This window comes from Stenotrophomonas sp. STEN014, from assembly GCF_056760315.1.
The window spans coordinates 44,644-68,711 of the sequence record NZ_JBRREN010000010.1; the positions used below are offsets into that span (position 1 = coordinate 44,644).

Below are 24,068 nucleotides of genomic sequence, written 5' to 3' on the forward strand. Positions count from 1 at the left end.
AAGCCCCGGTCCACAACCGCTGTGGATACTGCAGCGTTCAATCCAGCCGCTTGCGGAAGCGCAGTATCGCCAGCGCCATCATCACCACGATGAGAGCCAGCAGCGCCAGCACTTCCGGCCACAGCTCCCACAGCCGCGCCCCGCGCAGCATGATGCCGCGGATCAGGCGCAGGAAGTGGGTCAATGGCAGCAGCTCGGCTAGCCATTGCACCGGCCGTGGCATCCCCGCGAACGGAAACATGAAACCCGACAGCAGGATCGAAGGCAGGAACACGAACATCGTCATCTGCATCGCCTGGAACTGCGAGCGCGCCTTGGTCGAGATCAACAGCCCCAGGGCCAGGTTGGCCACGATCAACAGCATCGTCGCCAGATAGACCTCCAGCACGCTGCCACGCACCGGCACCTGGAACAGCCAGACTCCCAGCAGCAGGACCAGCGAGGTCTGGACCAGGCCGATCGCCACATACGGCAGCACCTTGCCGATCATCAGCTCGCTGCGACTGAGCGGGGTGGCGATCAGCAGTTCCATGTTGCCGCGCTCGCGTTCGCGCACGATCGCCACCGCGGTGAACATCACCATGGTCATGGTCAGGATGATGCCGATCAGACCCGGCACGATATTGACCGCAGAACGCCGCTGCGGGTTGTAGAAGGCGACCACGCTGACCTGGCCGCTGCCGCCGTTCGCGCCGGTGCGCAGCGGCCGATCATTGCGCAACGGCCGTGTCTCCAGCGGCACCTGCGCCAGCTGCAGCGCCGTGCTCTGCACCACCGTGTCGCTGCCGTCGACCAGCACCTGCACCGCCTCGCGCCCCTCGAAGCGGCGACGCTCGAAATCCGCAGGAATCACCACCCCGACACTGATCTGGCCGCGCCGCAACGCGCGCATCAGCTCCTCCGGCGTCTGCACCCACAGCGCCGGGGCGATCACCCCGGTGGCGACCATGTCCATCACCAGCGCCCGCGAGGCGCTGGTACCGGCCTGGTCGGCGATGCCGGCCTGCAGGTGGCGCAGGTTGAGATTGATCGCATAGCCGAACAGCACCAGCTGCATCACCGGGATGCCGACGATCATGGCCAGGGTGATGCGATCGCGGCGCAGCTGGCGCAGCTCCTTCAGCACGATGGCCCAGAGCCGGCGCAGGCTCATGCGTCCCTCCCGCCCTTCTCGGCATCGGCACCGCCACGGCCGCGGGTGGCCGAGACGAACACATCCTCCAGATTGGGCGGCACCGGTGTGACCTGTGCCCGCAGCCCTGCGGCCTGCAACTGCCGCTGCAGGCGCGCCGGGAGGTCATCGCCTGGCTGGACCAGCACCCGCAGCAGATTGCCGATCTGCGCCACACTGAGCACTCCCGGCAGCTGCGACAGCACGCGCTGCGCCTGCCGCGGCTGCGCCACCGACACCCCCAGCGTGCAGCCATGCAGCGCGCCGGCCAGTTCGGCCGGAGAGCCATCGGCCACCAGCCGGCCGCGGTCCAGGATCGCCAGACGATGGCAGCGCTCGGCTTCGTCCATGTAATGCGTGGATACCAGCAACGTGGTGCCGGCATCGGCCAGATCGAACAGCTTTTCCCAGAAGTCGCGCCGCGATTCCGGATCCACCGCGCTGGTCGGCTCGTCCAGGAACAGCAGCTCCGGCCGCTGGATCACCGCGCCGGCCAGGGCCAGCCGCTGCTTCTGCCCGCCACTGAGGGTGCCTGCCAGCTGCTTCTGCCGGTCCTGGAAATCGTATTGCTCGATCAGCTCGGCAATCCGGCGCGCCGCCACGGCGCGGGCAATGCCCTGCACCGCGGCGAGGAATTCCAGGTTCTCGCGCACGCTCAGGTCCTCGAACAGCGAAAAGCGCTGGGTCATGTAGCCGATGCGCCGGCGCAGCTGCTCGGCCTGTGCCGGAATCGTGAGACCCAGCACCTCGATCTCGCCCGCGCTGGGCATGAGCAGGCCGCACAGCATGCGGATGGTGGTCGACTTGCCCGAACCGTTCGGGCCCAGGAACCCGTACACACTGGCCCGCGGCACGCACAGGTCGACCTGGTCGACCGCAACAAGCTGCCCAAAACGCCGGGTCAGCCCGCGCGCCCGGATCGCCGGACCCGCGTCCCTGGCAGCCCCTGCAGCGTGCTCCGCCGGGCCGCTCAGAAGGTCACCTGCACCGGCACGCCGGCCGGTAACCGCGCCAGCTCCCCGGCATCGTTGTCGGCCGTCAGCTCCACTTCGGCCAGATAACTCAAGCGTCCGGCGTCATCACCACTGAGCGCGTAATAAGGAGTGAATACCGGCTCACTGCGGATCGCCCGCACCCGCCCGGCCAAGCGCCCCGCCCGTCCCTGCAGCTCGACCTGCGCGCGCTGTCCGACCACCACCGAGGCCCGCAACGGCGCCGGCAGATAGATCCGCGCGTAGGGGCGTGCGCCCACCAGCAGCACCACCAGCGGTGCCCCTACCGGCGCGACGTCACCCTGGCGATACGGCAGGGCATCGACCAGCCCGGCACGCGGCGCGACCAGTGCCAGCTTCTCGAGCGTGACCGCCTGCTCGGCCAGCTGCGCCTGCGCGGCCTGCAGCTGCGCCCTGCCCTGGGCGACTTGCTCCGGGCGTGTGCCACCGGCCAGGGCCAGCAGTGCCTGCTCGGCGGCCTCCACCGCGCCGCGGGCATTGCCGGCTGCCGCACGCGCACGGTCAACCTCTGCGGCGGCCACCAGCTGCTGCCGTCCCAACGGCTGCAAGCGCGCCAGATAGGCCGATGCGTCGGCCGCGCGTGCCCGCGCCGCCTCCAGGTTTGCCCGCGCCTGGGCGATTTCCTCCTGCTGGGGGCCATTGCGCAACTCGGCCCAGGCGGCCTGCGCGCGCAGGGATTGCGCCTGCAGGGCGGCCAGCTGCGCCGCGGCACGGGTGGTTTCCAGCTGCAGCAGCGCCGCACCGGCCTCGACCCGCTGCCCCTCCGTGACTTCAATGCCGACGATGGTCTCGGCCGCCGGCGCCGGCACCACGATCCGGTCCCATTCCAGCGTGCCCAGCACCTGCGGTGGCGTCTTGCCACAGGCCGCCAGCAGCAATGCCAGTACCACCGGCAGCAGCGGCAATCGCGGTGCAGGCAAAAACGCTGGCATCGGCAGAACCCTCGCAGTGGCGTGCAGCAGGCGGCAGCGGACAACACCCTCACCTTGGCCACGCCGGCGTTAAATCCGCATCAGCAGCCATTGGCGATTATTTGACCAGCACCCGAAAACCCTTGCCAGCGTGGCGTCTTGCAGGCTTATCCACATCTTTCTCCGACAACCGCCCACAATCGCTGTGGATGACGCCAGCTGGACTGGCGGAATTTTCACCACCCCGCATAACGCCTTGTGCGGCAACGGCTGGCAGGCCTTGTCCACAGGTTGCTGCAGCAGCACTGCACAGCGCCTGTGGAGAACCCGGCGGCTCTCGCGGCAGGCGGGACCTGCCCCGGCACCGGTCGCTCCAGCAGGCACGCGACGGCCGGCCCCATACGCCTCCGGCACGCAGGTCAACGGTGCCGACAAACGGTATCCCGCTCCACGACCGCGCGTAAGCCGCAGCCGGCCACCGCTCCTAGGTCCGGGTTGCTGGTGGTCCCCTGCCGCGCGCGCTACCCTTCCTTGTCCCTCTTTCCTCCGCGCCGCCCCGGCGCGAGCGTTTTTCTGAAATGACGACCCATTCCCAACGCGATTTCACCCTGGAACCGGCAGACAACGAACGGCTGGCCAACCTTGCCGGCCCATTCGACGAACACCTGCGCCAGATCGAGCTCAAACTCGGCGTGGAAATCGCCAACCGCGGCCCGATCTTCCGCATCAGCGGCCCGGGCAAAACCCCGGCCGAGGCCGAAAAACTGATCAAGGCGCTATATGCCGAGGCCGCCGAGACGGTGTTCGACAGCCACGCCATCCACCTGCGACTGAACCGGGCCAACGTCGAGCACGTCGCCGGGCAGGCCTACGAGGCGCAGGAAGTGGCGATCAAGGTCAAGCGCGGCACCGTGCGTGGCCGCGGCGCCAACCAGTCCAAATACCTGCACCAGATCGCCACCCACGACATCAACTTCGGCATCGGCCCGGCCGGTACCGGCAAGACCTTCCTGGCCGTGGCGATGGCGGTGGATGCACTGAACGAAGCGCGCGTGCAGCGCCTGATCCTGGTGCGTCCGGCGGTGGAGGCCGGCGAAAAACTGGGCTTCCTGCCCGGCGACCTGTCGCAGAAGGTCGACCCGTACCTGCGTCCGCTGTACGACGCGCTGTACGAGATGCTGGGCGTGGAGAAAGTGGCCAAGCTGCTGGAGAAGAACGTCATCGAGATCGCGCCGCTGGCCTACATGCGCGGACGCACCCTCAACGACGCGTTCGTGATCCTGGACGAGGCGCAGAACACCACCATCGAACAGATGAAGATGTTCCTGACCCGGCTGGGCTTCGGCTCCACCGCGGTGGTCACCGGCGACCTGACACAGAACGACCTGCCCAAACACGTCAAATCCGGCCTGCGCGACGCCATCGAGGTGTTGCGTGGCGTGGAAGGCGTGAGCTTCACGTTCTTCGAATCGCGCGACGTGGTGCGTCACCCGCTGGTGGCGCGCATCGTCAACGCCTATGACCGCCGCGACCTGCAGCAGGTCAAACCCGGAGCAGACCTATGACCAGGGGCCCCACCCGCCTTGATGTAGCCGTCAGCTACGCCCTGCCCCGTGCCGGCCTGCCGGCGGCGGTGAGCTTCCGCAAATGGGCCGCTGCCGCGTTGAAGGGGCGTATCCGCGAAGCCGACCTGGCCATCCGTCTGGTCGATACCAAGGAAGGCCAGTCGCTGAACCACCACTACCGTGGCAAGGATTACGCCACCAATGTGCTCAGCTTCCCGGCCGAGCTGCCCGAGGGCCTGCCCAAGGGCGTGAAGTTCCCGCTGCTGGGCGACCTGGTGATCTGCGCGCCGGTGGTGGCCCGCGAGGCCGCCGAACAGGGCAAGGCCCTCAATGCCCACTACGCCCACCTGACAGTGCACGGCGTGCTGCATCTGCTGGGCTGGGACCACGAGGACGACAAGGAAGCCGAGGCGATGGAGCAGCTGGAACGCGAAATCCTGGCCGACCTCGGCATCACCGATCCCTACGCCGGCGAACGCTGAATTCCGATGAAGCGTCTTTCCCTGTGCATTCTGCTGTGCCTGGTCAGCGGCAACAGCGCCGCCGCCACCGCCATCGACCTGCCGGCGTTGATCGAATGTCGCCAGAGCGTGAGTGATTTCACCGCGCTGGCGCCGATCGCCAACGACCCGCTCAAAGCCGTGGCGCTGGGCTGGCGGCCGCTGCCGCAGGGCAACCTGTTCATGGCCGAATACCGGCTCAACACCCCGATCACCGTGTTCGGCCGCCGTGCCGACCATATCGCCATGGCCGGCGCCACCATCGTGGCGATCCTCGACCTGCCCGATCCCCGTGAACTGGCCCGCGAACTGGACCTGGAATCGGCAGTGGATACCCCGGACAAAGCCATGTTCGGCCGCGAACTGGTCAGCCGCGACGTGATCGATGCCAGGACTGGCGAAGCCCTGATCGAATCGGTGATCCTGAGCGTGTCCAACGTCAAATCCCACCCCGGCAAGACCCTGGCCGGCTGCACCTACAGCCTGGACATCCCCGCCGAGGATGAAGCGCCGGAGGCCCCGGAAAAGGCCCCGGCGGCACCGTCACCGGCATGAGCTGACCGGAGCGGACATCCTGTTAGACTTGCGCCCAACGCCCGGTTTAGCGGGTGCAGTCAATTGAAGAGATGTCTGAAGACGACAGTAGTACCTCCCCGGAGCAAGGCGAGAAGAAGCGCAGCTGGCTTGAGCGCCTGACTGCGGCCTTCTCCGGCGAACCCCACACCCGCGACGAACTGCTTGCCGTGCTGCACACGGCACAACAGGACGGGCTGATCGCCGCGGACACCCTGCGCATGATGGAAGGCGCCATCTCGGTGGCCGAACTGACTGTCGGCGACGTGATGATCTCGCGCTCGCACATGGTGTCGCTGCCGGTCGACTCGCCGTTCCTGGAACTGATGAAGCAGGTGGTGGAATCGGGCCACTCGCGCTTCCCGGTCCACGGCGAGAACAAGGATGACATTCTCGGCATCCTGCTGGCCAAGGACCTGCTGCGCGGCGTGGTCGCCGACAACACCCACGCCAGCGTGCGCGAGTTGCTGCGTCCGGCGGTGCTGATCCCCGAATCGAAAAAGCTCAATGTGCTGCTCAAGGAGTTCCGGCTCTCGCGCAACCACATGGCGATCGTGGTGGACGAATACGGCGGTGTCGCCGGGCTGGTCACCATCGAGGACGTGCTGGAGCAGATCGTCGGCCAGATCGACGACGAGCATGACGAGACCGAGGACCACACCGCGCAGATCGCCATCCAGGCCGACGGCCGCTATGTGGTGGACGCACTGACCGCCATCGAGGATTTCAACGAGCGTTTCGGCGCCGATTTCCCCGACGATGACTACGACACCATTGGCGGTCTGGTCACCGAGGCCATCGGCCACCTGCCGGAGACCGGGGACGAGCTGACCCTGGACCGTTTCGTGTTCCGCGTGGCCCGTGCCGATGCCCGTCGCGTGCAGGCATTCCACGTCACGGTGCTGCCCCCCGAAACCCGGGACGACGATTGATCCGCCGGCATCTGCCGCGGCTGCTGTCCGCGTTCCTGCTGCTGTGCCTGCTGCTGGTCTGCACGACCGGCAGCGCCCAGCCGGCCGCGGTCCAGCCCACTGACGCCACCACGCCACGTATCGGCGTGGTGACCATGCTGCCGGGCGAGGTCTTCTTCGAGCGCTTCGGCCACGATGCGCTGGTGGTGCTCGACCCGGCCCGCGACCAGGCCACGTCCTACAACTTCGGCTTCTTCGATCCGTCCGAACCGGATTTCATCGGCAACTTCGTGCGCGGCCGGATGATGTATTACCTGGTGGCGCTGCCCCTGGAAGAAGACCTGGCCCAGTACCGCGACGCCGGCCGCGGGGCCAACCTGCAGTGGCTGGATCTTCCGCCACAGCAGGCGCGGAATCTGGCCGACGCCCTGGCCGAGCGTGCCAAACCGGAAAATGCACGCTACCGCTACGACTACTTCACCGCCAACTGCGCCACGATGGTGCGTGACAGTCTGGATCAGGCCATGGGCGGCGGCCTGCAATCGCAGCTGGCCGGGCGCTCGCGCGGCAATACCTATCGCAGCGAATCGGTTCGCCTTGCCTCGCCCTCACTGTGGATGTGGCTGGGATTCGACCTGGGACTGGGGCCGTTCGCCGACCGGCCACTGTCGCGCTGGCAGGAAGCCTTCGTGCCGATGCGCCTGGCCGACAGCCTGCGCGAAGCCCGCAACAGTGAGGGGCGCCCCCTGGTGCAGGCCGAGCAGCAGCTGTTGCCGCAGCGCCTGGCCGCCGAACCCCAGGAGCAGCGCCGTCACTGGTGGCCATGGCTGCTGGTGGGGCTGGCAGTGTCCGCGTCCCTGTTTGCGGCACGTCGCAAATCCCGGGCGATGGCCGCGTTCGCACTGCCGTTCTGGCTGTTCTGCGGTATCGCCGGTGCGCTGCTGACCTATCTGTGGGGCTTCAGCGAGCATCAAGCCGCCTGGGCCAATCGCAATCTGTTGCTGCTCAATCCACTGGCCCTGCTGCTGATTCCCGGCGCGGTCAGCCTGCTGCGTGGCCGTCGCCCCAGCCGCGGTTTCCGTATCGCAGTGGGGCTGCTGGCCGTGATCGCACTGGTCGCGCTGCCGCTGCACTGGCTGTCGCTGCAGCCGCAGTTCAATGTGCAGTGGATCGTGCTGCTGCTGCCGATCCACCTGACTCTGGCGACCCTGCTCGGCAACCCGGCAGCGACCGTTTCCAAGGCAGAATAGGCCGCATGGAACCGACCCTGCCCGCATCCGTTTCGCCGCCAGTGAACCCGGCGTGCGTGATCAACTGCACCTGGTACGGCGAGGACGGCACGCTGCGCGCACTGGACCTGGACAGCATCAGCGACGTACTGGCCGACGATGCCAAGGGTTTTGTCTGGGTCGGCCTGTATGAGCCCGACGACGCGGTGCTGGACAAGGTGCAGGAGGAGTTCGATCTGCATGACCTGGCCGTCGAAGACACCCGCAAGGCGCACCAGCGGCCCAAGATCGAGACCTATGGCAACTCGCTGTTCGTGGTGGTGCATACCGCGCAGGTGGTTGACGAGCGTATCCGTTACGGCGAAACCCATGCCTTCCTGGGCCCACGCTATCTGGTGACGGTGCGCCATGGCGCTTCGCTGTCCTATGCGCCGGTGCGGGCGCGACTGGAGCGCGAGGCCGAGCAGCTGGCGATGGGTCCCTCGTTCTGCCTGTACTCGGTACTCGATGCGGTGGTCGACAACTACCTGCCGATCACCGACAGCTTCAGCGAAACGCTGGATCTGCTGGAAAAAGACATCTTCGCCGAGAGCTACAAGCGCCGCACGGTGATCCGCCTGTACGAACTGCGGCGCGAGCTCAACAAGATGCGCCTGGCCGTCGCCCCGCTGCAGGATGCGCTGGCGCAGCTGCAACGCAACCAGGCGCAGCTGATCAACGAAGAAGTCCGCCTGTACCTGCGCGATGTGCAGGACCATGCCGCGCGGGTCAACGATGCCATCGATACCCTGCGCGAAATGCTGGGCACCGCGTTGAGCGTGAACCTGTCACTGGTGACGCTGACCCAGGGCGAGACGGTCAAGCGCCTCGGCGCCTGGGCCGCACTGCTGGCCGCGCCCACCCTGATCACCAGCTGGTACGGCATGAACTTCAAGTTCATGCCGGAGCTGGAGGGACGCTTCGCCTATCCGCTGTTGATCACCAGTGTGGCGGTCACCTGCGTCGTGCTGTACCGCCTGTTCAAACGGGCGCGCTGGCTGTAACCGCCGCGGCGCGGCTCCTACCGCCGGCGCGCACCACTTGGCGATACCGGCTCACGACTCCCGCTCAAGCCACGTAGACGGTCTTGATGTTCATGAACTCGTGGATGCCATGCCCGGCCAGTTCGCGACCGAAGCCGGAACGCTTGGTCCCGCCAAATGGCAGACGCGCATCGCTTTTGACCACCGAGTTCACGAACGCCGCGCCGCACTGCAGCTGCAGCGCCAGCGTTTCGCCCCTTGCTGCATCGGCGGTCCACACGCTGCCGCCCAGACCAAACGTCGTATCGTTGGCCACACGCACCGCCTCTGCATCGTCCTTCACCCGCAGGATCGCCGCCACCGGCCCGAACAGCTCCTGCTCGTAGGCCGGCATGCCGGGGCCGACTTGGTCGAGGATGGAGGCCTGGTAGCCGGCATGGCTGCCGGCCACCGGCTCACCGCCCAGCAGCAGCGTTGCCCCCTTGTCGATGCTCTCACGCACCTGCCGGTGCAACTCGTCGCGCAGGTCCCCACGCGCCAGCGGCGCCAACGTGGTCGCCTCGTCCTGCGGATCACCGTGGATGCGCGCCTTGGCGGCTTCGACAAAGCGCTTCACGAAGGTGTCGGCGATGGGCTCCACCACGATGAAGCGTTTTGCCGCGATGCAGGTCTGGCCGGCATTGTCGAAGCGCGACTTCACCGCGGCCGCGACCGCCGTATCGATATCGGCATCCGCCAGCACCACGAACGCGTCACTTCCGCCTAGCTCCATCACGCACTTTTTCAGCTGATCACCGGCGTTGGCCGCGATCGAACGCCCTGCCCGCTCGCTACCGGTCAGCGTGACCGCCTTGATACGGCGGTCGCGCAACACCGCGGCGGCCTGCTCATTGTCGATATGCAGCACGTCGAACACGCCCTGCGGCACACCGGCGGCAGCCACCACCTCGCGCAACAGATCGGCGCATCCGGGCACATTGCTGGCGTGCTTGAGCAGCGCCACGTTGCCGGCCATCAAGCCCGGTGCAAGGAAGCGGATCACCTGCCAGACGGGAAAATTCCACGGCATCACCGCCATCACACAGCCGATGGGCTGATAGACCACGTAGCTGCGCTGGGCTTCGGTGGGCACCGGCTGCGGCGCGAGATAGTCGCCGGCGTGATCGGCGTAATACTCGCAGGCGGCGGCACTTTTCTCGATCTCGGCCAGCGCCTCGCGGCGCAACTTGCCCATCTCGGCGGTCATCGTGCGCTGAAGCTCATCGCGTCGCGCGCGCAAGCCGGCAGCGATCTTGTGCAGGAACTGTCCCCGTTGCGCCAACGCCAGTGACGACCATGCCGGGAACACCGACTCGGCGGCGGCAAGCCGCTGCTCGATCTCGGCCGCGCCCATCAGCGCGATCGTGCCTACGACCTGCCCGCTGAAAGGATTCACTGTCTGATACGACGCCATGGCACACACCTGCATTCAACGAGGCGGTCATGGTAACGCCGGCACTGGAAAGCCGGCGTCAGTACATCGCGTGGCAGGCCGCCGCGCCGCGGCGCGCATACCGCAGGCGCGACGGATCAGCCGTTGTCCTGCAGGGCCAGCTGCATGTCGCGCTGGCGCAGCTTGTCGGCACGTGCGGAAATCCACCAGCCGATCACCGCCACCGCCGATACCGCCAGCACCAGCAACGTCGCCAGCGCATTGATCTTCGGGCTCACGCCCATGCGCACCGAGGCGAAGATCTTCATCGGCAGCGTGGTCGAACTGGGGCCGGCGACGAAGCTGGCGATCACCACGTCATCCAGCGACAACGTGAACGCGAGCAGCCAGCCCGACATCAGCGCCGGAGCGATGATCGGCAAGGTGATCAGGAAGAACACCTTCAGCCGGTTGGCGCCCAGGTCCATCGCCGCCTCTTCCAGCGAACGGTCCAGCTCCTGCAGACGCGAGGAGACCACCACCGTGACGAAGGAAATGGTGAAGGTCACATGCGCTATCCAGATCGCCACCACGCCCTTGGAGGGCAGCCCGAACAGCCCCCCCATCGACACCAGCATCAGCAGGATCGACAGGCCGATGATCACTTCCGGCATCACCAGCGGCGCAGTCATCAGCGCCCCGAACAGCGTCTTGCTGGGAAAACGCTTGAAACGCGTCATCGCCATCGCCGCCATCGTGCCGATCACCATCGAGGCCGTAGCCGTCCAGAATGCGATCTTCAGACTCACCCATGCCGCCTGCAGCAGCTGGCGGTCGCGGAACAGTTCGCCGTACCACTTGGTGGAAAAACCCGCCCACACCGTCGCCAGCTTGGATGAATTGAACGAATACAGCATCAACAGCAGGATCGGCAGGTACAGGAACGCAAAGCCGAGCAGCAGTACGCTCCAGCCCAGCCAGGAATTACGCCGGGTCGTGCTCATACCAGTCGCCCCTCCAGCTCGCGCTGTTGCGCACGGTTGAAGATCAGGATCGGAATCAGCAGCAGGATCAGCATCACGATCGCCACCGCCGAAGCCAGCGGCCAGTCGCGGTTGTTGAAGAACTCGCCCCACAGCACACGGCCGATCATCAGCGTATCCGGGCCGCCAAGCATCTCCGGGATCACGAACTCGCCCACCGCCGGGATCATCACCAGCATGCAGCCGGCGATGATGCCGTTGCGCGACAGCGGCAGGGTGATCTTCAAGAACGCCTTCCACGGCCGCGCGCCCAGGTCGTAGGCCGCCTCCAGCAGGCGATGGTCAAGCTTGACCAGGTTGGCGTACAACGGCAGCACCATGAACGGCAGGTAGCAGTAGACGATGCCGATGTAGGCTGCCACCGGGGTGTAGAGGATGCGCAACGGTTCATCGATCAGCCCCATTCCCATCAGGGTCCGGTTGATCAGGCCATTGCTGTCGAGGATGCCGATCCACGCATAGACACGGATCAGGAACGAGGTCCACGACGGCAGCACCACCAGCATCATCGCGATGTTGCGTGCCGACGGCGACATGCGCGCGATCACATACGCCATCGGGTAACCGATCAGCAGCGTCAGCAGAGTGGAGATCAGCGCGATCTTGATCGAGCTCAGGTAGGCCACGACGTACTGGCTGTCGGTGAACAGCTGCGTGTAGTTGCCCAGATTGAGATTGATGGTGAAAGCACTGTCCACGTACTCCACGATCGAGGTGTACGGCGGCATCGCCACCGCCATCTTGGCGAAGGAGATCTTCAGCACGATCAGGAACGGGATCGCGAAGAACAGCAGCAGCCACAGGTACGGCACTCCGATCACCGCAGCCCGGATGTCGGGCAGCCAGCGCCGCCAGCCGTTTCGCTGGGAACGGATCGCGCTCATGAGGTCAGCACCACGCCGTCGTTGTCGTCCCAGGACACCCAGACCTCGTCGTTCCAGGTGATGCCATCGCTGTCCCAACGCTTCATGTTGGCGAAGTTGGACAGGATCTTGGCGCCACTGGGCAGCCGCACGTGGTAGACCGAATGACTGCCGAAATAGGCGATGTCCTCGACCACGCCGCGCGCCTTGTTGGTCTCCCCTTCCGGCTCGTCCTTGCCGATGTGCACCTTCTCCGGCCGCAGCGCGAACGCCACCGGCTGGCCTTCATAGCCGGTGATGCCGTGGCCGACGTAGATGGGCGCCGGGAAATCGGCGGTACGCACGGTGACGTATTCGGGCAGGTCTTCATCGATCACGCCCTCGATCAGGTTGACAGAACCGATGAAACCGGCCACGAAGCGGTTGGCCGGCTGCTCGTAGATGTCATCGGGCTTGCCGATCTGCTGGATCCAGCCCTGGTCCATCACGGCGATGCGGGTGGCCATGGTCATGGCCTCTTCCTGGTCATGGGTGACCATCACGCAGGTCACGCCCAGCTGCTCGATGATGTTGACCAGCTCCAGCTGCATCTTCGAGCGCAGCTTCTTGTCCAGCGCGCCCATCGGCTCATCCAGCAGCAGCAGTTTCGGCCCTTTGGCCAGCGACCGCGCCAACGCCACGCGCTGCTGCTGGCCACCGGAGAGCTGGTGCGGCTTGCGCTTGGCGAGCTTGCCCAGTTGCACCAGCTCCAGCATCTCACCCACACGGCGCGCGACCGCGTCCTTGGCCAGTCCGTCCTGTTTCAGGCCGAAGGCGATGTTCTGCTCCACGGTCATGTGCGGAAACAGCGCATAGGACTGGAACATCATGTTGATCGGCCGCTCGTAGGGCGGTAGCGCGGTGATCGGCTGGCCGTCGAGCAGGATCTTGCCCTTGGTCGGGGTCTCGAACCCGGCCAGACAGCGCAGCAACGTGGATTTGCCACTGCCCGACCCGCCCAGCAGCGCGAAGATCTCCCCTTTGCGCACGTCAAGATTGACGTCTTCAACGGCGACAAAGCCGTCAAACTCCTTGCGCAGATCACGGATGGACAGGTAGCCGGGCTCGTTGTTCAGGACAACGGTCGCCGGCGTGGCTTCAACGGGCATGCTCAGGCTCCAGGCACGGGCAGATGGACAAACGGACGTAGTTTAGCCCCCGCGTTTTGCAGGGGACACCGCTATATCTGGCGGATGGCCCTCCAGCCAGAGCCGTTCACGGTCAGGGGACAGGGCTGCGCCGGGCCGGTTACCGGCCCCGGAGCTGGGGGAATCCGCTTGCCGGCAGGCCGGGCAGAAAGCAAAACAGCCTCCATGCGGTGCACGGAGGCTGCCTGGGGCAGTACGGGAGCCGTCACAGTCCCCCTGCCGGTCAGCGGGTTCAACGACCGGTCAGGCCGGGACAGACCCCGCGCTGGCGATCAGCGCCCGGTTTTGATCTGGGTCCACAGACGGGTGTACAGCTTGTCCGTCTCCGGGGTGTTGATCCCATAGGTGAACATCTTGGCCGCCACATCGGCCGGCGGATAGACGGTGGCATCGTTGCGGATCGCCTCGTCCACCATCGGCGTGGCCGCCGTGACCGGGTTGGCGTACTGGGTCACGTTGGTGTTGTTGGCGGCCACCTGCGGTTCCAGCAGGTAGTTGATGAATGCATAGGCGTTTTCCGGATGCTTGGCATCCTTGGGGATCGCCAGCATGTCGAACCACTGCGGCGCACCTTCCTTCGGAATCGAGTACGCCACTTCCACGCCATTGCCGGCTTCCTCGGCACGGTCGCGGGCCTGGATGATGTCACCGGACCAGCCCACCACCAGGCAGGTGCTGCCATTGGCCAGCGAACCCACGTACTGACTGGAGTGGAAATTCTGCACATACGGGCGGATCGACTTGAGCAGCCCGGCCGCCTTCTCGATCGCCACCGGATCGGCACTGTGCGGATCTTCGCCCAGATAGTGCAGCGCGATCGGAATCATGTCGGCCGGGGTGTCCAGGATGGTCACGCCGCAATCTTTCATCTTGGCGATGTTTTCCGGCTTGAACACCAGGTCCCAGCTGTTGGCGATCTCGGTGCTGCCACCAAAACGTTCCTTGAGCTTGGCCACGTTGTAGCCGATGCCGGTGGTGCCGATCATGTACGGCACACCGTACTTGTTGTCCGGGTCCTGGCCGGCGATGCGCGCCATCACCGCCGGGTCGAGATTGGCCAGGTTCGGGATCTTGCTCTTGTCCAGCGGCAGGAACACGCCGGCCTGGATCTGGCGGCCGAAGAAGTTCAGCGTCGGCACCACGATGTCATAGCCGCTGTCACCGGTCAGCAGCTTGGTCTCGACCATCTCATCGCTGTCGAACACGTCATAGGTGACCTTGATGCCGGTCGCCTTCTCGAAATTCGGGATGGTGTCCTCGGCGATGTAGTCCGAGTAGTTGTAAACGTTGAGGACCTTGGCCTCGCCGCCTTCGGGCGCCTTGGCGCCTTCGTCCTTGCCACCGCAGGCGGCAAGCAGGGAAAGGGCGACACCCGCGGTCAAAATGCGCAGCTTCATGGATTCTCCAGTGGTGATCCGGGAGCAATGGGGGAACCGGTTGGACCGGTGGTGGCTTATTGTCCCACCTGAGGGCCGCTTAGCGAACCCTCGCCACGCAGCACTTGCACCCATCCATCGCTGTGAATTTCCGCGAAATCATACATTTAGCAGCAGGAATTCACGTTCCCAGGAGCTGATCACGCGGAAGAAGGTCTCGTATTCCTTGCGTTTGACCGAGATGTAGGCGCGACAGAAACGGCGTCCCAGCAATTCCTGCAGCGCATCGCAGCCTTCCAGTCCGTCCAGCGATTCACCCAGCGAGCGCGGCAGCTCGTACCCCAGCCCCTTGGCATTGCCGGTGACCGGCGCGGTCGGTTTGAGGTTCTCGCGGATTCCGAGCAGGCCGCAGGCCAGGGTGCCGGCCATCGCCAGATACGGATTGGCGTCAGAGCCGGCAAAGCGGCTTTCCACCCGCGCATTTTCCTGGGTGTCCATCGGCACGCGCAGGCCGCAGGTACGGTTGTCGAAGCCCCACTCCACGTTGCTGGGCGAAACCTCGCCGAACACCAGACGCCGGTAGGAGTTCACGTTCGGCGCGAAAAACCCCATCGCCATCGGCACATATTTCTGCAGGCCGGCCAGATAGCTCTCGAACAGCGCGCTGTACTCGCCCTCCTTCTTGCCGGCGAACACGTTGCGGCCGTCACTGATGCGCACCAGGCTCTGGTGGATATGCATCGCGCTACCCGGCTCGGTTTCCATCGGTTTGGCCAGGAAGGTCGCATACACCCCGTGGCGCAAGGCCGACTCGCGCATGGTGCGCTTGAACAGGAACACCTGGTCGGCCAGTGACATCGCATCGGCGTGGGTGAAATTCACCTCCAGCTGCGCGGCGCCGGATTCATGGATCAGCGTGTCCACGTCCAGTTTCATCGCGTCGCAGTAGTCGTACATCAGATCGAGGATCGGGTCGAACTCGTTGACCGCGTCGATCGAGTAGGACTGCCGTGCGGTTTCCGGACGTCCGGAACGGCCCGCCGGCGGCAGCAGCGGGAAATCCGGATCGGTGTTCTTCTGCACCAGAAAGAACTCCACCTCCGGCGCGACCACCGGTTTCAGGCCCAGCTCCTCGTAGGCGGCCAGCACCCGCCGCAACACGTTGCGTGGCGCCAGCTCGTGCGGTTCACCGGTCTTGGTGTAGCAGTCATGGATGATCTGTGCGGTCGGGTCGGTGGCCCAGGGCACCATGCGCACCGTGTCCGGATCCGGGCGCAGGATCATGTCCGCATCGGCCGGCGAGGTCAGTTCGTAATAGTCATCGGGAAAATCACCGGTGACGGTGGTGGCGAAGATGCCTTCGGGCAGACGCGTGCCGTAGTCGTGGGAGAACTTGTCCGCCGGGATGATCTTGCCGCGCGCGTTGCCGGTGATGTCCGGCACCAGGCATTCGACCTCGGTGATGTGCCGTTCCTTGAGCCAGCGCAGCAGGGAACTTTCTTCCTGCACGCTGGCAGCGGTCTTGCGGGTTCGGGGGCGCGAGGTCATGACGGATCAACTTTTCTGTTTCTGCGACTGGTAGCGGCGACAGGCCTCGCCGAAGGCTTTGAAAATACCGCAATAGAACGGGTTCTCGCTGAAACGCCATTCCGGATGGAACTGCACGCCCAGCAGGAACGATGAGCCGGGGCCACGGCCGGGGCCACGGAAGGCCTCGATCAGCCCATCGGGCGCACGTGCCTCGACCTGCAGGCCCTCGCCCAGCCGGGACACGCCCTGGCCGTGCACGGAGTTGACCTGCACTTCGCCCGTACCGGCAATGCCGGCCAACAGGCCCGCCGAGGTCAACGTCAGCCGGTGGGCCGGCCCATATTGCACATCCAGCGGTGAATCCGGATCTTCACGGTGATCGGCCAGGCCCGGCACGTTGTGCACCTGCGGATGCAGGCTGCCGCCACAGGCCACATTGACCTCCTGGAAGCCGCGGCAGATCGCCAGGATCGGCAGGCCCATCGCCATGGCTTGCGGGATCAGGCCCAGCACATTGGTATCGCGTGCCGAGTCGTGCGGATTGCCGGGCCAGCTCGAACCGCCGGCGTAATGGTGCGGCTCGATATTGCTGGTTGCCCCGGTCAGCAACAGGCCATCAAGCCGTGCCAGCCAGGCATCGGCCGGCAGCGGTGGCTGCAACAGGGGAAGCACGACCGGCATCGCCTGCGCAGCCTCGGCCACGGCGCGCACGTACTTCTCACCGACCACGAGAAAGGGATGCGAGCCGATCGGCTTGCGGTCGGTGGGCAAGCCGACCAGCGGCAGGCTGGCCATGCGTCATGCTCTGGAAAGATGCGGAGCACGCTACCGCCCCCCCTGCGATTAGGCAACCACACACCCGGCCCCGTTCAACCCGTGCCCGGCACACCGGTCACCTGCGGGCATGGCAGGTGCGCGCCCTGCACACCGCGCGCTTTACACTCCCCGCCCCCGACCTGACCGATCAATCCGCCTGATGTCCGTGGACACCCCCCAGTCCGGCTATCCCCCCAGCTGGTATGCCGCCAGCCAGGCGGAAGTGCCTGCCCGCCCGCCCTTGCGCGGTCCGGCCCAGACCGACGTGGCCGTCCTGGGCGCCGGCTATACCGGGTTGACCGCCGCACTGGCCCTGGCCGAAAAGGGCTACCGCGTCAGCGTGCTGGAAGCCGAGCGGGTCGGCTGGGGTGCCTCCGGACGCAACGGTGGCCAGGCCATCGTCGGCTACGGCTGCGCGCCGGACACCCTGGAAGCACTGGTCGGCGAGGCCGACGCGCGGCGGCTGTTCGATTTCTCGCGCGACGGCATGGCGATGCTGAAACACCGCATCGCCCGCCACAACATCGATTGCGACTGGCGCGACGGCCATGCCAGCGTGCCGATCCAGCCGCGCCAGGAACGCGCCCTGCGGGCGGACATCGAGCGCATGGCCGCCCGCTACGACTACCCGCTGGAATGGTGGGATCGCGCGCGCCTGCGCCAGGAACTGGCCAGCGAGCGTTACCTCGGTGCGCTGTATGACCCGGCCAGCGGCCACCTGCATCCCTTGGCGTACGCGCAGGGACTGGCGCGTGCGGCCGAAGCCGCCGGAGTCACGCTCCACGAGCATTCGCCGGTGGTGCGGCTGCAGCGCGGCCCACGGGCGGTGCTGCATACCGCGCAGGGCCAGCTCAGCGCCGATTTTGTGGTGCTGGCCGGCAACGCCTGGCTGCAGGGCATCGCGCCGGAACTGGAAACCAGGATGATGCCGGTCGGCACCTATATCGGCGCCACCCAACCGCTGGGCGCCAAGCGCGCCAGGGCACTGATCCGCAACGACATGGCCGTGGCCGACGTGAACTGGGCGCTGGACTACTTCCGCCTGAGCCGCGACCACCGCCTGCTGTTCGGCGGCCAAGCCAACTATTCGGCGCTGCCGCCGCCGGGCCTGCGCGCCAGCATGACCCGGCGCATGCGCCGGGTGTTTCCGCAGCTGGCCGATGTGGAGCTGGAGTACCTGTGGGGCGGCTATATCGATATCACCCGCAACCGCGCCCCGCACTGGGGGCGGCTGACGCCAAACATCTATTTCGCCCAGGGTTTTTCCGGGCATGGCGTGGCCAGCACCGGTCTGGCCGGCGAGGTGATCGCCGCCGCCATTGCCGGCCAGGCCGAACGTCTGGACGTATTCGAGCGCATCCCACACGGCGTGTTCCCCGGTGGCAAAGCACTGCGCATGCCACTGCTGGTGGCGGCCATGTCCTGGTACAAGCTGCGCGATCTGCTCGGCTAGGCCAACCGGTTCAAGTTCTTACGGCAGCCGCCGCTACCGGTTGTGATGCCCCAGCACCTTGCCCCCATGCCTGCCCTGCCGCAGGCCACTTTCGACAGCCGCCCGATCACGCCGCTGCCCCAGCGGATCCTGCTGGTGGAGAACTCGCGCACGTTCACCTCCATGCTGCGCGCAGCCATCGAGCAGCGCCTGGAGCTGCCGGTCAGCGTCGCCTCCACCCTGGAGGAGGCCGGCGAACTGCTGGACAGCGAAGGCGGCTGGTTCCTGGTGTTGACCGGGCTGGTACTGGCCGACGGGCACCGCGACCGCGTGGTCGACTATTTCGTCGATCGCGGCCTGCCCACCATCGTGGTCAGCGGCGTCTACGACGAGGGCCTGCGCAAACGCGTGCTGCAGCAGCAGATCATCGACTACGTGCTGAAGAACACCCCCGGCAGCATCGACTACCTGGTGTGGCTGGTGCAGCGCCTGGAACGCAATCGGCGCATCTCGGCCCTGGTGGTGGACGACTCGCCCTCGGCGCGCGCGTATGCGGCCTCGCTGCTGGGCATGTACGGCTATCACGTCAGCGAGGCGGCCGACGGCGCCAGCGCGCTGCAGGTGATAGAAACCGATCCGGCGATCCGCCTGGTCATTGTCGACCAGGAAATGCCGGGCATGGATGGCGTGGAACTGACCCGCCGGCTGCGTGCGCTGCGCGCGCGCGACAAGGTGGCGGTGATCGGCATTTCCGGCAACGCCGATCCGTCCCTGATCCCGCGTTTTCTGAAGAACGGCGCCAACGATTTCCTGCGCAAGCCGTTCTCGCGCGAGGAGTTTTTCTGCCGCATCTCGCAGAATGTGGACCAGCTGGAGCTGATCGGCACCCTGCAGGATCTGGCCACGCGCGATTTCCTTACCGGCCTGCCCAACCGGCGCAGTTTCCTGGAGCAGAGTCAGCGGCAACTGGGCCAGAACCGAACCGGCGCCATCACCGTGGCGATGCTGGACATCGACCACTTCAAGCACATCAATGACAGCCTCGGCCACGAAGCCGGCGACCAGGCGCTGCGTGCGGTCGCCGCGGTGCTGCAGGCCCACACCCGGCCGCACGACCTCAGCGCGCGTTTTGGCGGCGAGGAATTCTGCATGCTGGTCAACGACCTGGACGAGCCACGCAGCATCGAGTACTTCGAGCAGCTGCGCCAGGCCGTGGCGGCGTTGCAGCTGCAATTTGGCGAAAGCACGTTGCGCATGACCGTCAGCATCGGCCTTTGCCACATGCCCGCCCACCACGGCAGCCTGCACCAGCTGATCACCGAGGCCGACCGCCAGCTGTATCTGGCCAAAGCCGGCGGGCGCAACCGCGTCTGCAGCCAGCAGCTGCCGTGATGGCCAGCGCCACTGGCGTCGCCGGCGGGCCTTGATCCAGATCAACGCGCGCCGGGCCGCCACTGCCTAGAGTGCCGCCCACAGCTCTCACAGGAAGAACGCGCAGTGGCACTACTGGTATGGCAGGACGATCTCAATACGGGCGTGGAAGTCATCGACCACCAGCACATGCGTATCGTGGAGATGCTCAACCACCTGCACGTCGCGCAGAAGAGCCTGGAGCGCGTGGCGGTGGCCGAAGTGATCGACGAACTGGTGGACTACACCATGTCGCACTTCGCCTTCGAGGAAGAGCTGATGGAAGAAGCCGGCTATCCGTTCTGTGCCGCCCACAAGCGGGTCCATGAGGTGTTCGGCAAGCGCGTGTCCGAATACCGCCTGCGCTTCCAGGCCGGCGAAGATGTGACCGACGAGCTGCGCAACATGCTCTCGCGCTGGCTGTTCAACCATATCCGCGGTGACGACAAGGCCTATGCCGAACAGGTCAAGCGCCACCTCAACCAGTTCACCCGCGAGCACCAGCAGGGTGGCTGGCTGGGACGCACGCTCAAGCGCCTGTTCCACTGAGCATGGGCCGCGCCGACGCCCTGCACCGCGAACCGTTCACCGGCCTGCGCTGGCTGGTGAGGGTGATCCGCCAGCTGGGCTGAACCGCCACAACCCAGCCGCGGCCCGCAAAGTGCCTACGCGGGTACCGCTGCGCGCTGGCGCCGGCGCCGGATCAGCACCCACAGCGCCGCCCCGGTGACCAGCGCGGTCACACACAGATAGCCACCGACAGCGGCAATCCCGAAGCGGCCGGCCAGCCAGGTCGCCGCATACGGTGCCGGCGCCGCACCAAGAATCCCGGCCAGGTTGAACGACAGTGACGCGCCGGTATAGCGCAGCTGCACCGGATACAGGCTGGCCAGCATGGTGCCGCAGGGGCCGTAGGTCAGCCCCATCAGGAACAGACCCAGCGACAGGAACAGCAGTACCTGCCATGGATGCCCGGCCTGGAACAGCGGTTGGAACAGCAGACCGAAGACGAAGATCGCCCCCGTCGCCCATAACATCGCCTTCAAGGTGCCGCGCCGGTCGCCATACAGCGCGGCCAGCGGGATGCCCGCGGCGAAGAACAGGATGCCCACCATCTGTAGCAGCAGGAATTCCTCGCGCGCGTACCCCAGCGCCGAGGTGCCATGGCCCAGGGTGAACACCGTCATCAGATAAAACAGCACGAAGGTGGCAAAGGCCGCCAGGGTGCCGGCGACAACCGCAAAGCCATGCCCGGCCAGCACGTCACGCAACGGAAGGCGCACCCGCTGGCCGTTTTCCAGTGCTTTGCGGAAATCCGGGGTCTCGTGGATGTTCAGGCGCACCCACAGGCCGACGATCACCAGCAATGCACTGGCCACGAACGGCACCCGCCAGCCCCAAGCCAGGAACGCGGCATCGTCCATCACCTTGCCCAGCAGCAGGAACGTGCCGGCCGAGAGCAGAAACCCCAGCGGCGCACCCAGCTGCGGAAACATTCCGTACCACGCCCGCTTGCCCGGCGGCGCGTTCTCGGTCGCCAGCAATACCGCGCCCCCCCATTCGCCCCCCAGTCCCAGCCCCTGGCCGAAACGGCACAGCGCCAGCAGCAACGGCGCAATCAGGCCGATGCGCTCATAGGTGGGCAGCAGGCCGATGGCCACGGTCGACAGGCCCATCGTCAGCAGCGCCGCCACCAGGGTGGCTTTGCGGCCGATGCGGTCGCCATAGTGGCCGAACACCGCCGAGCCGACCGGGCGCGCGATGAAGGCCACCGCAAAGGTCGCCAGTGATTGCAGCAGCGCCGCCTGGGGGCTGCTTTCCGGGAAGAACAGTTGCGGAAACACCAGCACCGCGGCGGTGGCGTAGATGTAGAAATCGAAAAATTCAATGGTGGTGCCGACCAGGCTGGCCGCCAGCACCCGGCGCGGAGAATTGGCGGCAGGCGCGGTCAGCAAAGAAGACGTCATCGGAGGATCACCGGAAATTTCCGCAGGATTCTGCCACGGCCGCCGCGGCCGGCAAGCAACGGTTGCAAGCGCCACCGATGGCCGGTGCTATTCGCGCTTGAGCAATGCCTTCAGGTTGGCGAACGGGTTGGCAGTGGCCGCCGCGGTGCGTTCTTCGGCCTGGTTGGCCGCCACGCCGGTGTAATCGGCATAGCGCGAATGCTCATTGTCATGGCAGTACACGCACAGCAGCTCCCAGTTGCTGCCGTCGGGCGGATTGAAATCGTGGTCGTGGTTGCGGTGATGCACCGTCAGTTCGGTCAGGTTGGCGCGGGTGAATTCGCGGGCGCAGCGGCCGCAGACCCAGGGGTACATCTTCAATGCACGTTCGCGGTAGCCCTTCTCGCGCTGTTCGGCATCGCGCCGGGCCTGCGCCACGATGCGATCCAGCGCGGCATGGTCAGGACCTGAAGACTTGGAGGACATGGAAATTGCCGGAAGTAGGACAGATGGACGCGACTGTAGCGCCGGCGCGCAGCCGCCACCAGCGCCAACGCGCCGCGTAGCGGTCAGCTGCGCAGATTGATCCAGGTCGCCTTCATTTCGGTGTACTTGTCGAAGGCATGCAGCGATTTGTCGCGGCCGTTGCCGGACTGCTTGTAGCCGCCGAACGGCGCGGTCATGTCGCCGCCATCCCAGCAGTTGACCCACACGCTGCCCGCCCGCAGGCCGCGGGCGACGCGGTGGGCACGCGAGATGTCCCGCGTCCACACGCCGGCCGCCAGGCCATAGTCGCTGTCATTGGCCAGTTGCAGGGCCTGCGGCTCGCCATCGAAAGCGATGACCGACAACACCGGGCCGAAGATCTCCTCGCGGGCGATCCGGCTGGAGGGCGCCACCTCGTCGAACACGGTTGGTTCGATGTAACAGCCGCCGGCCACCACCTGGGCACGTTTGCCGCCCAGCAGCAGACGCCCGCCCTCGGCGATGCCCTCTTCCACATAGCCCAGCACCCGCGCGGTCTGCGCCTCGTCCACCATCGCGCCTATCGCCGCATCCGGCTCGAACGGATGCCTAGGCTGCATTTTCCGGCCATGTTCGACCACCCGGGCAACGAACTCATCCTTGATCGGGCGCTCCACCAGCAGCCGTGAGGCGGCGGTACAGACCTCGCCCTGGTTGTAGAAGATGCCGCGGGCCGCCGCCTCGGCCGCCTTGTCCAGATCATGGGCATCGGCAAACACGATGTTCGGACTCTTGCCGCCGCACTCCATGTAGGCGCGTTTCATGTTCGACAGCCCCGCACACTGCAGCAGGCGCTTGCCCACCGCGGTGGAACCGGTGAACACCAGTCCGTCCACGTCCATATGCAGGGCCAGCGGTTCGCCGGCGCCCTTGCCACTGCCCGGCACCACATTGAACACGCCCTCGGGAAGGCCCGCTTCGGCCACCAGTTCGGCAAAGCGCAGCGCGCTCAGTGGCGATTTCTCCGAAGGCTTGAGCACCACCGAGTTGCCGGCCGCCAACGCCGGGGCGATCTTCCACGCCGCCATCAGCAGCGGGAAATTCCACGGCACGATCGCGCCGATCACCCCCAGTGGCTCGCGGGTGATCAGGCCCAGCTCGTCAGTGCCGGTCGGCGCAATCTCGCCATAGAGCTTGTCCACCGCCTCGGCGGTCCACTGCAGGCAGCGGATCACCCCGCCGATATCGACCCGGCGCGCCTCGGCCACCGGCTTGCCCATGTCCAGGGCTTCCAGCAACGCCAGCTCATCGGCGTGCTGCTCGACCAGCGCCGCCAGCCGCAGCAACCCCTGCTTGCGCTTGACCGGCTTGAGTCCGGACCAGTGCCCGGCAGTGAAACTGCGCCGCGCCGCGGCCACCGCACGGTCGATATCCACCTGCCCGCCATCGGCCACCTGCCCCAGCACCCGGCCGTCGATCGGGCTGATGCAGGTGAACGTGGCCCCGGAGGCCGCATCCACATAGCGGCCATCGATGAACGCGCGCGTGCGCAAGGCCAGGCCATCGGCCAGCATTTGCCACTGTTCACGCAGGTGCGGAATGGTCATGACGGTTTCCGGACGTACAGGACGCGGCACAGCGCCGCACGCCTGCATGTTACGCCGGCGCCCGTGCACACCCGGCATGAATCGCGC

Annotated in this window: 22 protein-coding genes; 9 read left to right on the forward strand and 13 right to left on the reverse strand. The window is 66.2% G+C overall.

The features are described 5' to 3' along the window. Nucleotides 1-37 precede the first annotated feature (37 nt). The 3 genes from ACVOMC_RS13425 to ACVOMC_RS13435 are packed head-to-tail and all read right to left on the reverse strand — an operon-like array spanning nt 38 to nt 3,116. Entirely contained in the window at nt 38-1,153 is a 1,116-nt protein-coding gene (locus ACVOMC_RS13425; RefSeq protein ID WP_481524344.1) for an ABC transporter permease, read from the reverse strand. Continuing rightward, nucleotides 1,150-2,091 carry an ABC transporter ATP-binding protein gene (locus tag ACVOMC_RS13430; RefSeq protein WP_481524416.1) on the reverse strand — a complete coding sequence of 314 codons (942 nt, stop codon included), beginning with the start codon at nt 2,089-2,091 and terminating at the stop codon, nt 1,150-1,152. Before ACVOMC_RS13430 ends, ACVOMC_RS13425 begins: the two co-directional genes overlap by 4 nt. Before the next feature lie 50 nt (nt 2,092-2,141). Continuing rightward, the gene (locus tag ACVOMC_RS13435; protein WP_481524345.1) at nt 2,142-3,116 is read right to left on the reverse strand and encodes an HlyD family secretion protein; all 975 of its coding nucleotides are present in this window, start codon (nt 3,114-3,116) and stop codon (nt 2,142-2,144) included. A gap of 557 nt (nt 3,117-3,673) precedes the next feature. Here ACVOMC_RS13435 and ACVOMC_RS13440 point away from each other — a divergent pair. The 6 genes from ACVOMC_RS13440 (at nt 3,674) to ACVOMC_RS13465 (ending at nt 8,916) form a co-directional block, all read left to right on the forward strand. Then, nucleotides 3,674-4,660 (forward strand): PhoH family protein, encoded by a 987-nt coding sequence (locus tag ACVOMC_RS13440; protein WP_057506224.1) that lies wholly within the window; start codon nt 3,674-3,676, stop codon nt 4,658-4,660. Then, the gene (gene ybeY / locus ACVOMC_RS13445; protein ID WP_481524346.1) at nt 4,657-5,142 is read left to right on the forward strand and encodes an rRNA maturation RNase YbeY; all 486 of its coding nucleotides are present in this window, start codon (nt 4,657-4,659) and stop codon (nt 5,140-5,142) included. Before ACVOMC_RS13440 ends, ybeY begins: the two co-directional genes overlap by 4 nt. Nucleotides 5,143-5,148: 6 nt before the next feature. Next, on the forward strand, nt 5,149-5,715 hold the full coding sequence (locus tag ACVOMC_RS13450; RefSeq protein ID WP_481524347.1) for a hypothetical protein: 567 nt from the start codon (nt 5,149-5,151) through the stop codon (nt 5,713-5,715). A gap of 71 nt (nt 5,716-5,786) precedes the next feature. Next, nucleotides 5,787-6,665 carry an HlyC/CorC family transporter gene (locus ACVOMC_RS13455; RefSeq protein ID WP_054657131.1) on the forward strand — a complete coding sequence of 293 codons (879 nt, stop codon included), beginning with the start codon at nt 5,787-5,789 and terminating at the stop codon, nt 6,663-6,665. Further along, entirely contained in the window at nt 6,662-7,894 is a 1,233-nt protein-coding gene (locus ACVOMC_RS13460; RefSeq protein WP_481524348.1) for a lipoprotein N-acyltransferase Lnb domain-containing protein, read from the forward strand. Before ACVOMC_RS13455 ends, ACVOMC_RS13460 begins: the two co-directional genes overlap by 4 nt. A 5-nt stretch (nt 7,895-7,899) precedes the next feature. Next, nucleotides 7,900-8,916: a magnesium and cobalt transport protein CorA gene (locus tag ACVOMC_RS13465; protein WP_054657129.1), complete on the forward strand. Its 1,017-nt coding sequence runs from the start codon at nt 7,900-7,902 to the stop codon at nt 8,914-8,916. A 64-nt stretch (nt 8,917-8,980) separates the two neighbouring features. Here ACVOMC_RS13465 and ACVOMC_RS13470 read toward each other — a convergent pair whose 3' ends face one another. The 7 genes from ACVOMC_RS13470 to ACVOMC_RS13500 all read right to left on the reverse strand — a co-directional run bounded on the left by ACVOMC_RS13470 (nt 8,981) and on the right by ACVOMC_RS13500 (nt 17,100). Beyond that, the gene (locus tag ACVOMC_RS13470) at nt 8,981-10,348 is read right to left on the reverse strand and encodes an NAD-dependent succinate-semialdehyde dehydrogenase (RefSeq protein ID WP_481524349.1); all 1,368 of its coding nucleotides are present in this window, start codon (nt 10,346-10,348) and stop codon (nt 8,981-8,983) included. A 116-nt stretch (nt 10,349-10,464) separates the two neighbouring features. Then, entirely contained in the window at nt 10,465-11,310 is an 846-nt protein-coding gene (locus ACVOMC_RS13475; RefSeq protein ID WP_481524350.1) for an ABC transporter permease subunit, read from the reverse strand. Next, nucleotides 11,307-12,233 (reverse strand): ABC transporter permease subunit, encoded by a 927-nt coding sequence (locus ACVOMC_RS13480; RefSeq protein ID WP_481524351.1) that lies wholly within the window; start codon nt 12,231-12,233, stop codon nt 11,307-11,309. Before ACVOMC_RS13480 ends, ACVOMC_RS13475 begins: the two co-directional genes overlap by 4 nt. Continuing rightward, nucleotides 12,230-13,360, reverse strand: coding sequence for an ABC transporter ATP-binding protein (locus ACVOMC_RS13485; RefSeq protein ID WP_481524352.1), 1,131 nt, complete (start codon nt 13,358-13,360; stop codon nt 12,230-12,232). Before ACVOMC_RS13485 ends, ACVOMC_RS13480 begins: the two co-directional genes overlap by 4 nt. A 311-nt stretch (nt 13,361-13,671) precedes the next feature. Next, the gene (locus tag ACVOMC_RS13490; RefSeq protein ID WP_481524353.1) at nt 13,672-14,796 is read right to left on the reverse strand and encodes a polyamine ABC transporter substrate-binding protein; all 1,125 of its coding nucleotides are present in this window, start codon (nt 14,794-14,796) and stop codon (nt 13,672-13,674) included. A 138-nt stretch (nt 14,797-14,934) separates the two neighbouring features. After that, a complete protein-coding gene (locus ACVOMC_RS13495) occupies nt 14,935-16,323 on the reverse strand; it encodes a glutamine synthetase family protein (RefSeq protein WP_054657121.1) in 1,389 nt (462 codons plus the stop codon). A gap of 6 nt (nt 16,324-16,329) precedes the next feature. Further along, on the reverse strand, nt 16,330-17,100 hold the full coding sequence (locus ACVOMC_RS13500; RefSeq protein ID WP_481524354.1) for a gamma-glutamyl-gamma-aminobutyrate hydrolase family protein: 771 nt from the start codon (nt 17,098-17,100) through the stop codon (nt 16,330-16,332). Between the two features lie 181 nt (nt 17,101-17,281). On the opposite strand from ACVOMC_RS13500, the gene ACVOMC_RS13505 reads away from it, so the two are divergent. From ACVOMC_RS13505 to ACVOMC_RS13515, 3 genes are all read left to right on the forward strand, one after another. Continuing rightward, nucleotides 17,282-18,574 carry an NAD(P)/FAD-dependent oxidoreductase gene (locus ACVOMC_RS13505; protein ID WP_481524355.1) on the forward strand — a complete coding sequence of 431 codons (1,293 nt, stop codon included), beginning with the start codon at nt 17,282-17,284 and terminating at the stop codon, nt 18,572-18,574. Between the two features lie 66 nt (nt 18,575-18,640). Beyond that, nucleotides 18,641-19,945, forward strand: a complete 1,305-nt coding sequence (locus ACVOMC_RS13510; protein ID WP_481524356.1) for a diguanylate cyclase — start codon at nt 18,641-18,643, stop codon at nt 19,943-19,945. 105 nt (nt 19,946-20,050) lie between these two features. Next, the gene (locus ACVOMC_RS13515) at nt 20,051-20,512 is read left to right on the forward strand and encodes a bacteriohemerythrin (RefSeq protein ID WP_054657113.1); all 462 of its coding nucleotides are present in this window, start codon (nt 20,051-20,053) and stop codon (nt 20,510-20,512) included. 116 nt (nt 20,513-20,628) lie between these two features. Here the strand turns inward: ACVOMC_RS13515 and ACVOMC_RS13520 are convergent, their stop codons facing one another. From ACVOMC_RS13520 to ACVOMC_RS13530, 3 genes are all read right to left on the reverse strand, one after another. Then, on the reverse strand, nt 20,629-21,930 hold the full coding sequence (locus ACVOMC_RS13520; RefSeq protein ID WP_481524357.1) for an MFS transporter: 1,302 nt from the start codon (nt 21,928-21,930) through the stop codon (nt 20,629-20,631). Nucleotides 21,931-22,017: 87 nt separating this feature from the next. Next, nucleotides 22,018-22,395, reverse strand: coding sequence for a YajD family HNH nuclease (locus ACVOMC_RS13525; RefSeq protein ID WP_481524358.1), 378 nt, complete (start codon nt 22,393-22,395; stop codon nt 22,018-22,020). An 83-nt stretch (nt 22,396-22,478) separates the two neighbouring features. After that, nucleotides 22,479-23,981: an aldehyde dehydrogenase gene (locus tag ACVOMC_RS13530; RefSeq protein ID WP_481524359.1), complete on the reverse strand. Its 1,503-nt coding sequence runs from the start codon at nt 23,979-23,981 to the stop codon at nt 22,479-22,481. Nucleotides 23,982-24,068: the final 87 nt, after the last annotated feature.